Consider the following 12,999-nt stretch of genomic DNA (forward strand, 5'->3'; position numbering starts at 1 on the left):
CCTATTCACAATATATTTTTCTTAGCAATTTCCTCTTTTCTTCATCAATACCATATTCTTTTTCCAAGAATACATTATAGTCTGAATATCTTTCTTTAATAGAATTGATTGTATACATTATATTCTCTTTTTGAACATATAACAATGGTTCACAATATTTTCTCATATCTGCTGGTATTTGTAATTCATCACAGAAGGCTTCATTAAAGACCTTCAAATATTCATTAGATAATAAATATTCTTGAATTCCGTCTTCTTCACTCATACCTAAAGCCATCATAATTAAAAATGCACTCACACCTGTACGATCTTTTCCAGCTGTACAATGAAAATAAACATGCCCATCATTTCGTAGTAACAACTCAAAAAGTTTATGATAAGCTGGATTATCAAAAGCCATAGTCTTATAACCCTCACTTACATAACTCAATAGAAATTTTAGTTTTTCTAAAGTCATTTCACCTTGTAACATAGAACCAAAATCAAAACCTTCATCTGTTGCTTCCTTCACTTGTAAGGCTGCAATACGCTCATAAATAGCATTTGGAAAAACAATATCCTGGCTCATCAAAGATTCTTTTTCATCTCTATAGTCTAAAATGTAATGAATTCCTAGTTCTTTTTCCATGTATAAAGCATCATCAAATGTGATTTGATCTAATGAAGCACCTCTAAAAATTTTATTCTTTTTCATGACTTGTCCATCTTGATTTTGATATCCACTGACATCTCTAAAATTTCTAATTTTCAATTCCCTCATAATCCTTTTACCTTTCTCATATGGTTCACTAATTCTTCAAACTGTTGTTTATTGAGTCCATAATCACCCATTTGTGTTAAACGAGAATCATGGAAATCACTTCCCCCACTTTTAAATAAGTTAAACTTTTTTGCATACTTTTGTGTTAAAGGATAATCTTCATCTTTCATACTAGGATGAGAGATTTCTATACCTTGTAATCCATATCCAACATATTTTTCAATTTCATCATAATTATTATATTCACATGGATGAGCAATTATGGCAATTCCACCATCTTTTTGAATAGCTTCTATACCTTTTTGTATATCTATATAACCCATTTGTAAATCAGTTTCTTTTGATGTTTTTGATGCAAAGAGTCCACGATATTTTTCTGGTGTCATTTCTTCTGGATATTTTTCCATCAATGCTAAAAAGATATGAATTTTAAAAACAATGTTATAAGGGGAATATTTTTTAGCATCTTCATAAGTGATATGATAGCCCTTTTGAGAAAGATTTTCAATCAGTTTATGATGATATGCATCTCTACATGCTAATGTTTTTTGACAGAGTGCCTCTACATGAGGAGCCTTTTCATTCAACCATAAACCTATAATATGAATCTTTTTTGCAACATCCTCATCATAACAGCTCATTTCTACACCCCGAATAGTTCGAATGCCTAATTCCTCTCCAAGACGTTTCACTTCATCTAAATGATCAATTGTATCATGATCAGTAATTGCAATTCTTTGTATTCCTTTTTCTTTAGCCATCATCAAAACATCACGTATTTCTTTTGTCCCATCACTATGATTTGTGTGAACATGTAAATCAGCATATACCATTGATTGACCTCCTAGATAATCGTTAAAAGACTATCTTTTTTTGTAACATTTTTTTGTTGTGTTGGAATAATCTCTAAATAATTGCTTGAGTTTGTCACAACAACCATAGTTGTTGCATCTAATCCTGCTTCTTTAATCTGAGTTAAATCTACTTCCAATAACAAATCTCCCTGTTTAACAGTTTGACCTTTTGTCACATATTGAACAAATGGCCTACCATCCAATTTCACAGTATCAATCCCAATATGTATTAAAATCTCAACACCCTTATCAGTTGTTAACCCAATCGCATGTTTTGTTTCAAAAGTTGCAGAAATCACCCCATCAGCAGGAGCATATATTTTACCATCTTGCGGTATAACAGCAATTCCTTTGCCTAAGACTTCACCAGAAAACATTTCATCATTTACATCATTTAAATCAATAACATGACCTTCAACTGGACTTTGTACAGTATTAATTGTATTGTTCACTTTTGGTTTTGTTTCATCAATAGGATCTTCAAAGCCAATAACAAGCATTGCTACAAATGTACCAACAGCAGAAATAATCATTGTAATAATAGCATTTATTAAGTTCGCATTTCCATTACCACCCATCCACATAGGGAAGTTAATAACACTTGGTGTCATAAAAGCAAATGCTTTTAAAGCTGTAAAGCCTGCATATAAACCGCCCAAACAACTTCCTATCATAACTGCATACATAGGTGTTTTTAATCTCAATGAAACACCATAGATACATGGTTCAGTAATTCCAGCAAAGAATGCTGTAAAACCAGCAGACACACATGTATTCCTAAATTCTTTGTTTTTTGTTTTAATAGCACACGCAAAAGCTGCTGCACCTTGAGCCATATTAGCAGTTAATGTTAACGTTCTAGAGAATGGGTCATACCCAGACTGTGATAAAATTTGAATACCAGCGATTGCTAATGTCGCATGCATTCCAGTTGCTACCATCCATGGATAAACAATACACATAATTGCTATTGCAAACATTCCAAATGTATTATAAACCCACAATAATGCATCACCTAAATAAATCGAGATAATTCCCATTGCTGGTGCTAAGACAACAAATGTTAATGGTGTCATAATAAGGAGCGTTAATAAAGGTGTTAACATTCCTTTTAAGAGTTCTGGTAAATATCTATTTAATGTGAATTCAACTTTACTCATAACCCAAACCATTAATAATGCTGGGATAAGTGAAGATGTATATGGCATACCATAAAGTGGTAACACACCAAACATTTGTCCAATGAATTTTGGATCAGTAGACGAAACAATGGCATTCCAGTTTGGATGTACCAATGCGCAACCCAACAATGCCGCCATAAACATATTACATTTAAAATGTTTAGCAGCAGCAACAGCAACAAATACTGGCAAGAATGTAAATCCTGCATCAAAGACAAAACTAAAAACATAGAAAGTCATTGATGTTTCAGCACTTGCCCATCCCATTGTTGAAATAAATAATAAGATACACTTTCCAAGTCCAGTTCCTACAAGTATTGGAATTATTGGTCCAATAGCACCAATGATTGCTGAGAACATAGAATTAAAAATATTCTTCTTTTTAGGTTTTTCTTTGATTTCTTGTTCATCTGAAATATCTGCAATTTTACAAACATCTAAATAAACATCATGTACATGTGTACCAATAATAATTTGATATTGACCACCTTTTTTAATCAATGATAATACCCCATCAATCCCTTTAATCTTTTCATCATCAGCTTGCGATTCATCCTTTAATGTGAATCTTAAACGTGTCATACAATGCTGTAAAGAAATAATATTATCTTTTCCTCCAACAGCTTCAATAATTTCTTTTGAAAGTTTTTCATATTTCATTTTCTTATCCTCCATTTTCTTGAAAACTTCAATTCATGAAGGTTTGGCCAACTTAATGTCACCATCCAACTGTATATATGCAAACCATTTCTTTATTATTTCACCTCACTTATTAGAAACGATTTTAGCAACATGTATTGTTAAAAACAAAACCTCTTCATCCTCTAAACAGTAATCATATTTTCTTTCAATCAAAGATTTGATTTCTAATGCACATAAATAAGGTTGTACATATTTTTCTTTCATAATTTCTAAGAGATCATTATTTAAAGAATCATCTTGGATATGCTTTGCCTGATTAAAAACACGCAATCCAAAAAACTTCAAATGTGTGACAAAACGATAATAAGATAAAGAATCTTCATTAAAATCTCTCCCAAAATAATTCTTTACCAATTCTAAAATACCTTGAATAAACCCTATTATTTCATAAACATCACTAATATTCTTTCCAACTTCACTACTTACAATATGTAATGCTATAAAACCAGCTTCATTATCATCCATCTGAATATTATATTTTTCTTCAATCAGAGATAAAGTCCATAATCCTAATTCAAATTCTTTCTTATAAAAATGTTTAATTTCTAATAAAAGTTGATTTTTCAAAAGAATTCCTTCACGATACCTTTCAATACTTGTATGAATATGGTCAGTTAAACTAATATATAAAGAATCATCTATATCATTATTTAATTCTCTTTTCGCTTTTTGAATCACTTGATCTGATATTTCCATATATTCAATAGGAATGTCTTTTAACATGTTTATCATTTTTCTTTGACTTGGTTTCAAACTCATTTCAAATGTTTTATTAATCTTTCCAGTATCGATAACATCACCTGTTTTCTTACCATAAGCCAAACCTTTTCCCATAACAATAATTTCCTCTTTATTATCATTTGTTGTCACAACAACATTGTTATTAAGAATCTTTTTAATAATCATGTTTATCCCTCCCTCATAGAAAAAACCTGTTCGCAGATTAAAAACATCTGTAAACAGGTTTTGTGTAGCCTCAATTTGTGCTCTAACAATCCATATATTACATAATTATCATAGCACTTCTCTTTTTTTGTGTCAACGCTTTCACAGACATGAAAACGTTAATTTTCTGTAAAATAATTAAATACTGATTTATCACCAGTATTGAGATAATGACGATAAGCTTCTAAAATTTCTTGCATCTGTTGGTATGTATCCACTTTAGATAAATAATTCTTAATAACACTCGCTGATTTTAAGCCCTTAATATACCAAGGTGCATGTCCTCTCATTTGCCGAATTGCGTTTTTTTCACCCTCAACTGGAATAAGTCTTTGTGCATGTTTTAAACATTGATCTATTCTTTCATCAGCAGTTGGATCACCTAATAAAATATCATGTTCAACATATTCAACCATTTGCTTAATCACCCAAGGATTTCCAAGTGCTGCACGCCCTACCATAACAGCATCACAGCCAGTTTCTTCTAACATTCTTTTGGCATCTTTGGCAGTTTTAACATCTCCATTACCAATAACTGGAATGGAAACTGCCTCTTTGACCTTTTTAATCCAGCTCCAATCAGCATGCCCCTCATACATTTGTGAACGTGTTCTTCCATGAACTGCAATGGCACTTGCTCCAGCACGCTCAATAAGTTGCGCAATCTCAACACAGTTAATCGAATCAAAATCATACCCTATTCTTATTTTCACTGTGACTGGTTTACTGACTGCCTCAACAACACTTTTGACAATATCATAAACCAGATCAGGAAATTGCAAAAGATAACTTCCTGCATGTGCCTTGAGCACTTTATTCACTGGGCATCCCATATTGATATCAATGATATCACAATTAGAATTCTCATCAACAAACTTGGCTGCAGTGACCATTGATTCAACATCTCCACCAAAGACTTGAATACTCATCGGATGTTCATTTTCATCAACCTTTAACATTTCAATTGTTTTTTGATTTCCATAACATAATGCTTTATCACTCACCATTTCACTGACAACTAATCCAGCACCAAACTCCTTAATAATTTTACGAAATGCAACATTTGTAATACCTGCCATTGGAGCCATAACTATTCTATTTTCTATATCTATATTTCCTATTTTCATTTTATTCACCATAACACAATATAACATAATTCTTTTATAAAACAAAGACAAATGAATGATATATTATATACATAGGAGGCGATACAAATACAAAAATTTATATAAGAAAGTAATATATTCTTTTCTCATGATAACATAGATGATATGAAGTCTCCCTCCCTCTCCCTAAAAGTCTTTATATTATCGAATTATATAATACGAAAATGAAAACTTATTCCCGTGAGTTTTCATTTTTATTTATTTTTTATGTATATAATTTAAAAAAGTGGTAAATCTATATATAGATAACTTGCACTTTCCCCTCTATTTTTCCTCCCCATTAAAATAGATGTAAGTTATCGATTAGTTATATTCCTAATATTGGTAAACCCAAGAAGAAAATAAGCACGCCCCTCGTGCTTATTTTTTCTTATTATCAAATTGTTTTTTTTATTGTATAATAAAACTATATACGAGGAGGGTTTTTATGAACTTTAAAGAAAAGATATCAATTCATTATACCTCATTAACACCTACTGAAAAAAGAATTTGTACAATGATATTTGATAATCCACAAATCATTATAAAAAATTCCATTGTTGAAGCAGGGGTTTTATGTCATACATCCAAATCTGCTATATTAAGATTTGCCAAGAAACTTGAATATCGTGGGTATAGTGAATTTAAATATGCTGTAGAAGAATACTATAATAAGACGCATAATGACCAACCTATTCCGAACAATCAAGAAACTGTTCTTCAGCAAATTTCTACATCTTATGCACAAACCATTGAGGCTCTAGGACTTTTAGATTATGAAGATAAATTAAAAGAATTAGCCTCTCTTATTGATAGTTATACATATGTAAAGGCTATAGGAATTGGAAATTCAGCATTTTGTGCTAATCAATTAGTATATTCTCTCTATTCTCACAACAAGTTTTTTGATGCAGTTGTTGATGATGTTCAATTTGATTATTTATCGAATTGCTTAACTCAAGATTATCTCTTAATTATATTTTCTGTTACAGGATCATCCAATACTTTTTCAAAGTTATTAAAAGCTGCTAAGAATGCTGGTTCAAAAATTGTTATAATCTCAATGAATAACGATTCACCTATAAATCATTATGCTGATATTCAATTTATTTTACCTTCAAGTATCTCTAATCTTCAAAATAAAATAGTTCTTAATCAATTAGACAATAGAACAACTCTCTATTTCTTCTCAGAAATTATTTCATATTACTATGGAATCTATCTAGAACATAAATGAAAAGACACCTCACTAAAATGAAGTGTCTTTTCCTATATTATAAATTCCATAAGTATTTGGTTCATAAATAAACTCTACTCCTGTTATTTGATGATTTAAATACTCTTTTAACCCTCTCATCCCTGCTGCTTCACTTGTCATATGATTAACAACTAAAAGCGGAATATGATGATCAACAGCCCATTGAACTGCTCCCCAATTATCAATTCCATCATCACTAACCAAGCAAGCATCAACTTGTTTTTGACACATTTCAAATATATTTGTACATGCTCCAGTTCCTATCCCCAAACGCTTAATGTTTTTCGTTTGACTTCCAATGATTTGAATGCCATATTGGAAATATGGTTCTATACACTCTGTAATGTGTTTCGCTAATTGTAAAGTACTCATATTGACATCAGTTGCTATACGAATAAAACTGTCTTGCACTGCTTCTTCAAAATTCAGTTTTAATAATTGTGCCCATTGATCTCGGACACCATATTCTGGATAAAGATCCCATAAATCATGACAGCGATACACTGCGATATTATTTTTTTCTAATAATGCTTTTTTTTCGTGCTGGGCAATTCTCACATTTGTTGGTAATAACGTTGATTCTAAATAAAATGGATTTTCATGTGTAATGATAAAATGACATTTTGCATTTATTGCCTTTTCTATAATATCAAATGTTGCAACCCAACATACAATAACTTGATTAACTTCTTGTTCATCATCACCTATCAGTAATCTATCTCGAGTAAGTGATCTATTTACCCACTCTCCCTGCTTATCTAGACAACTTATTATCTCAGCTATTTTCATTTCTCTTCTCCTTACCACTGAAAGAATAGCTATTCACCTATTCCATTGAACTTTGTTCCTCAATATCCATTTGTTTATCATAACTCTTCATAAATGGTATAAAGATAATAACATTTATGATAAATAATCCTATCCATACAACAATAGCACGCCAATCTAAGGTTGATAAAAATGCATAAAGTGGTGCTGGTAATGTCCATGGTACACTCATACATGTTCTATTCATAAAGCCTACTGATGTTGCCCCATATGCTATTGCAACATTGATTATGATACATATAACACTTGGTATAAATGTTAAAATATTGAGAACTGTTGGCACCCCAAATACCAATGGTTCATTAATATTAAACAAAGAAGATGGAATCGCTAATTTACCTAAAGAACGCAATCTTTTATTCTTGCATATAAAATTCATATTAAATAAAATGGCTAAATAGACAATTGCAAGTCCAAATATAAATGTAAAGTTTCCTGCTATGATATTTGGAATATCTTTTCCTGCATTATATGCATCAAGATTAGCAACCAAATTACCTGTAAAAATAGGTGTTGTAATGGCACTCACCATATTGTCCCCATGAATTCCAAAGAACCAGAAGACAACTGTTAATACAACAATAAATAACATTGATGGTAATGAAGCCGTTGCAGATATTAATGGTGAAAATATAGTGAATACGAGATTTGTTAAGCCACTTCCTGTTATCATGAAAATAACTTGATCTAAAACAATAAATAAAATTGTATTTACAACAAGTGGCAATAATACTTCAAATGGTCCAGCAACCATTGGTGGTACACCTTTAGGCATTGAAATTTTTAAGTTTTTTATAATCATCCAATGATTGATTTCAATAACCAATAAAGCAATAATAATTGCTGCAAACATTGAAGAAGCTCCTAAACCACTCACATCTATAAACGAACCCTCATTGATACTTTGTGGGACTCCTGCAACACATAGAAATACAAATAATGCTGTTAAACTGTTAGGTAAAGCTTCCATTTTATAATATTTAGAAAAACGATACGAAATACCTAAAACAACATATACCGAAATAATTCCAATAGTTAGATGAAATGGAATCGTTAATAACGTTGCCCAATCAGTAGCCCAATTCTTCCACATAATCATAAACTGAAAAAAGAAGTTTGTTGGTTTCATCACCTCTAAATCCACAGGTGGATTTGCAATCATTAATGATATCCCACCAATGACTGTAAACGGAATAAGAATAGTCAATCCATCCCTCAAAGCAGATAAATGCTTTTGAGATGCAATCCTCGTTGCAACTGGAACAACTTTCTCTTCCATAACATTTTGAAACTTGTCGAAAAACACTTTTAATTTATCCATATTTTTTCTCCCCTCTGTAAGTGTTTACACAAGTATTATACCCTCTCTGAGAAAAAGTGTCAATATGATATATTGATATCGGGAATATTCTTATAGATATTTATAAATTCTTAAGATTTTCTTACTATTTTTTACTTATCCATTTGCTATAATGGAGTAGAGGTGATAATAATGTTACAAATTAAGCATTTATCTAAGATATATAAATCTAAAAATGTTGAAGTCCATGCTCTTAACGATATAAATCTTGAAATTCAAGACAAAGGTATGGTTTTTATTTTAGGTAAAAGTGGAAGTGGAAAGTCTACTCTTTTAAATGTTTTAGGAGGGTTAGATCAATTTAATGAAGGTGAAATTATTATTTGTGGGAAATCGAGTCAGAATTTTAAACAGAGTGACTTTGATTCTTATAGAAATACTTTCATAGGATTTATTTTTCAAGAGTACAATGTTATGGATAACTTTACTGTGAAAGAAAACATTGAACTGGCTTTACAGCTTCAGGGTAAGAAAGTTGAACAAACTGTTATCCAAAGCATTCTTGAAGAAGTTGATTTGCAAGGACTTGAAGATCGTAAACCTAATGAGTTATCAGGTGGTCAATTGCAAAGAGTCGCAATTGCCAGAGCATTGATTAAGAATCCTGAAATTATTATGGCTGATGAACCAACTGGTGCACTTGATAGTCATACAGGAAAACAGGTCTTTGATACCCTTAAAAAACTATCTAAAAACAAACTCGTTTTAATTGTTTCACATGATAAAGAATTTGCTAAATATTATGCTGATCGTATTATTGAATTAGCAGATGGAAAAATCATTAGTGATACAAGTAAGGAAAGTATTGCTCCAAAAAAAATCAATAATGGTATTTCTATTTTAGAAGATGAATTCATAAATATAGAGAACTCGAAACAATTGACAGATGAAGATATTCAGGAAATTGTCAATAGATTAAAGACACATGATGGTGAAACTGTTATATCATTTAATCAAAATACAAACAAAGAGATTAAGAAAACTAACCATATTGATGATAGTGGAAATTTAGAAGTTTTTCATAAAACTTCTAAAAAACATCTCAATATGAAAGATTATGCATCCAAAACGATATCCTTTATCAAATCAAAACTACCTTTTAAAAGTTCTATGAAGATAGCATTATCTAATCTGAAATTAAAACCATTTCGATTATTTATAACGATAATGCTATCTGTATCTTCTTTTACTCTCTTTGGATTTACGAATACGCTTTCTCAATACAACAAAGAGACAACAACATTTCACTCCATGAAGGATAGCCAAGTTAATTATATTTCAATTGGAAAAACAGAAAAAATGGGTACTGAAAATTACACTTATGAGGCACCTACAAAACTTAAGAAAGAAGATTATCAAAATCTTCAAAAGAAATATCCAACGCTTCATTTTACAAATACATTTTCTAGTAATGTTTCAACAAGTTTAGATGTTACACAACATATTGAGAAAATAGCTAAGTTATCTGGAAATAATGAACAAATGTTTTATCAAACTTCATTCTCTGCATTAGCACAAATTGATAATGAAATGATTAAGGCCAATCAATTTACTTTCAAAGGCCGTCTACCACAAAATGATACTGAAATTGTTATAACTGAATTTCTAGCAAATACTTTTAAACAATTGGGATATCAAATAACTGATGCAAAAGGAAATACAAATCATAATAATATTCAATCATCAGAAGATTTGATAGGAAGAATATTAAAATTAACTGTAAATGATAAAGAGATTAATTTTAGAATCTCTGGTATTTTAGATACACATATTGATTTATCTAGATATGAAAGCCTTAAGGAAGATAAGGAGCAGAATTTCTCTCAATACTATTTATCTACTGAACTACAAACTTTATTATATAACAGTTATCATTGCTTAGGCTATGTAAGCGATTCTCGTTTACAGGATGCTATTGATAATTACAATGTTTATGTAACGCAAACAAATGGAAGATATATGGATATTAATTATGAAGATAATTACTACAATCCTGAATCTTTCTATCGATATGATGACATCAATAAAGATCAACTTATAGATTTTAATAATGGTGGTAGTTTCTATGTCAATTATCAAACGATTAAGAATATACGTTTTGGTAATACAACAATTCAAGATTATGTGAATCAAAATATAACTAATTCTTCAAATGAAAAAGAAATGATGCGTATCATTAAAGAGGCAGTAAAAAAATATGAGTCTCAGATTGTTAATTCTAAAATCAAATTATCTATCTCTTCTGACACATACTTAGAAAATATCATTGATAAAATTGCAGGTGTCTATATTGATTTGTCTCATGAAGAAAGTCACAGTTTTGTTTTAAAAGATACTCTCATCCAAAAATACAATCTTAAAACTGATGGTTACTCTGAATGCCTTATTGCTCCTATGGTTGATGATGAGATGTTAAAAGATATCATTTCATACACATATAATGATAACATAGATCAATCAAGTTATGTTCTTAATAATCAGGTCATGCCTATGTTATCTTCTGTCAATTCAGTTATATCTACTTTAGAAAATGTATTCTTTTATATAGGAATTGGCTTTGCGGTCTTTGCTTCCATCATGTTCTGTAATTTCATTGCCACAAGTATTGCTAATAAAAAACGTGAAATAGGTATTTTAAGGGCAGTGGGAGCACGTGGTATAGATGTTCTTAAAATATTCTTAAATGAAAGTTTGATGATTGCAGTTATTAACTGGATACTCTCAGTTATTGCATGTTTTGCTGGAGTCACTTTAATCAATCAATATATTAGAAATGAATTTGGGGTGCTTGTGACAATTCTTAATTTTGGATTGTTACAAATTGTATTACTTCTTATGATTTCTATTGCGGTTGCTTGTATAGCATCAGCTATTCCAGTTTATAAGATATCTAAGAAAAAGCCAATTGATGCAATTAAAGATAGAAAGTAATATAAATGGAGGGTCAATTATTCATAATTGGCTCTTTTTCATTAAAAAAAGATTAGTCTATTAAAACTAATCTATTTCTTTAAGAATTTCATTCAAATCATCTTCATTAAATTGATATTTCTCATTACAGAATTGACATTTCATTTCACAACCATGATCTTCATCTATCATTGCTTGTATTTCATCTTTACCAACTGTCATTAAAGCTGTTGCCATTTTATCTTTTGAACAATCACATTCAAAGAATAAATCTTGGGTTGCTAAGATTTCTACATCTTCAAAAATAACTTTTAAGATGTCCTCTGGTGTTTTTCCTTCATGGATTAAAGCAGAAACAGGTGGGAAATCTTTCATTCTTTCTTCAATAAATTGAATATCTTCATCTGTTGCATTAGGTAACAATTGAATAATAAAACCACCACTTGATAATATCTCATTAGTATCATTCACTAGAACACCAACAGAAACAACTGAAGGTATCTGTTCAGAAGCCATAAAATAATATGAAAAATCATCTCCGATTTCACCACTCTGTAACGGAACAGTTCCAACAAAGGGTTCTTTTAATCCCATATCTTTAATAACTTGTAATGAACCCTCTTTCCCTACTGCAACACCAACGGCTAATTTACCTGTATCATTATATGTATAATGAACTTCAGGATTTGCTACAAAGGCTTTAATTTTCCCATCACTATGTGTCGTTGCTAAGATTGTTCCAATTGGACCTCCACCATTAATTGTAATAGTCATTTTTTCATTATTTTTATTCATAGCACCCATCATAAGAGTCGCAGACATAACACGCCCTAATGCTGCAGAGGCCGTTGGCCATAATCCATGTTTTGCTCTTGCTTCTTCTAAAAGATTTGTTGTCTGACATGCAAAGACACGGCAATTCTTTGATTCAACAATTCCTCTTACTAAATAATCTTTCATGTTCTAGCCTCCAAAAGCAAAATAGCTTATTAATGGTAGAATCATACATAACACTAAAATAAATACTAATATTTTGCTCATTGTACTTCTTTTCAT

10 protein-coding genes are annotated in these 12,999 nt (G+C 30.6%); 2 read left to right on the forward strand and 8 right to left on the reverse strand.

What is annotated here, in order from left to right:
- Position 1: 1 nt before the first annotated feature.
- The 5 genes from GQF29_RS06650 to dusB all read right to left on the reverse strand — a co-directional run bounded on the left by GQF29_RS06650 (position 2) and on the right by dusB (position 5,569).
- Positions 2-760, reverse strand: a complete 759-nt coding sequence (locus GQF29_RS06650) for a tyrosine-protein phosphatase (RefSeq protein ID WP_008789310.1) — start codon at positions 758-760, stop codon at positions 2-4.
- A complete protein-coding gene (locus tag GQF29_RS06655; RefSeq protein WP_008789309.1) occupies positions 757-1,593 on the reverse strand; it encodes a PHP domain-containing protein in 837 nt (278 codons plus the stop codon). The genes GQF29_RS06650 and GQF29_RS06655 overlap by 4 nt, the downstream gene beginning before the upstream one ends.
- Positions 1,594-1,604: 11 nt before the next feature.
- On the reverse strand, positions 1,605-3,455 hold the full coding sequence (locus tag GQF29_RS06660) for a beta-glucoside-specific PTS transporter subunit IIABC (RefSeq protein WP_008789308.1): 1,851 nt from the start codon (positions 3,453-3,455) through the stop codon (positions 1,605-1,607).
- Between the two features lie 105 nt (positions 3,456-3,560).
- Positions 3,561-4,403: a BglG family transcription antiterminator LicT gene (gene licT, locus GQF29_RS06665; protein WP_054689502.1), complete on the reverse strand. Its 843-nt coding sequence runs from the start codon at positions 4,401-4,403 to the stop codon at positions 3,561-3,563.
- 158 nt (positions 4,404-4,561) lie between these two features.
- Positions 4,562-5,569 carry a tRNA dihydrouridine synthase DusB gene (gene dusB, locus GQF29_RS06670; RefSeq protein ID WP_008789306.1) on the reverse strand — a complete coding sequence of 336 codons (1,008 nt, stop codon included), beginning with the start codon at positions 5,567-5,569 and terminating at the stop codon, positions 4,562-4,564.
- A gap of 466 nt (positions 5,570-6,035) precedes the next feature.
- On the opposite strand from dusB, the gene GQF29_RS06675 reads away from it, so the two are divergent.
- Positions 6,036-6,824, forward strand: a complete 789-nt coding sequence (locus GQF29_RS06675; protein ID WP_008789305.1) for a MurR/RpiR family transcriptional regulator — start codon at positions 6,036-6,038, stop codon at positions 6,822-6,824.
- Between the two features lie 12 nt (positions 6,825-6,836).
- On the opposite strand, the gene GQF29_RS06680 is transcribed toward GQF29_RS06675, so the two are convergent.
- Complete coding sequence (locus GQF29_RS06680; protein ID WP_008789304.1) at positions 6,837-7,634, reverse strand: Nif3-like dinuclear metal center hexameric protein; 798 nt, start codon at positions 7,632-7,634, stop codon at positions 6,837-6,839.
- Between the two features lie 37 nt (positions 7,635-7,671).
- On the reverse strand, positions 7,672-8,994 hold the full coding sequence (locus GQF29_RS06685; protein WP_008789303.1) for a PTS sugar transporter subunit IIC: 1,323 nt from the start codon (positions 8,992-8,994) through the stop codon (positions 7,672-7,674).
- A 171-nt stretch (positions 8,995-9,165) separates the two neighbouring features.
- Between GQF29_RS06685 and GQF29_RS06690 the strand changes: the two genes are divergently transcribed.
- The gene (locus GQF29_RS06690; RefSeq protein ID WP_008789302.1) at positions 9,166-11,964 is read left to right on the forward strand and encodes an ABC transporter ATP-binding protein/permease; all 2,799 of its coding nucleotides are present in this window, start codon (positions 9,166-9,168) and stop codon (positions 11,962-11,964) included.
- 66 nt (positions 11,965-12,030) lie between these two features.
- On the opposite strand, the gene hslO is transcribed toward GQF29_RS06690, so the two are convergent.
- Positions 12,031-12,903: an Hsp33 family molecular chaperone HslO gene (gene hslO / locus GQF29_RS06695; protein WP_008789301.1), complete on the reverse strand. Its 873-nt coding sequence runs from the start codon at positions 12,901-12,903 to the stop codon at positions 12,031-12,033.
- Positions 12,904-12,999 lie beyond the last annotated feature (96 nt).

The organism is Coprobacillus cateniformis (assembly GCF_009767585.1).
Taxonomy (GTDB): Bacteria; Bacillota_I; Bacilli_A; order Erysipelotrichales; family Coprobacillaceae; genus Coprobacillus; species Coprobacillus cateniformis.

Excerpts from the sequence above, each read along its gene's own strand:
- licT (WP_054689502.1), bottom strand. The coding sequence starts at position 4,403 with ATGATTATTAAAAAGATTCTTAATAACAATGTTGTTGTGACAACAAAT.
- dusB (WP_008789306.1), bottom strand. The coding sequence starts at position 5,569 with ATGAAAATAGGAAATATAGATATAGAAAATAGAATAGTTATGGCTCCA.
- GQF29_RS06660 (WP_008789308.1), bottom strand. The coding sequence starts at position 3,455 with ATGAAATATGAAAAACTTTCAAAAGAAATTATTGAAGCTGTTGGAGGA.
- GQF29_RS06655 (WP_008789309.1), bottom strand. The coding sequence starts at position 1,593 with ATGGTATATGCTGATTTACATGTTCACACAAATCATAGTGATGGGACA.
- GQF29_RS06685 (WP_008789303.1), bottom strand. The coding sequence starts at position 8,994 with ATGGATAAATTAAAAGTGTTTTTCGACAAGTTTCAAAATGTTATGGAA.
- GQF29_RS06675 (WP_008789305.1), top strand. The coding sequence starts at position 6,036 with ATGAACTTTAAAGAAAAGATATCAATTCATTATACCTCATTAACACCT.
- hslO (WP_008789301.1), bottom strand. The coding sequence starts at position 12,903 with ATGAAAGATTATTTAGTAAGAGGAATTGTTGAATCAAAGAATTGCCGT.
- GQF29_RS06650 (WP_008789310.1), bottom strand. The coding sequence starts at position 760 with ATGAGGGAATTGAAAATTAGAAATTTTAGAGATGTCAGTGGATATCAA.
- GQF29_RS06680 (WP_008789304.1), bottom strand. The coding sequence starts at position 7,634 with ATGAAAATAGCTGAGATAATAAGTTGTCTAGATAAGCAGGGAGAGTGG.
- GQF29_RS06690 (WP_008789302.1), top strand. The coding sequence starts at position 9,166 with ATGTTACAAATTAAGCATTTATCTAAGATATATAAATCTAAAAATGTT.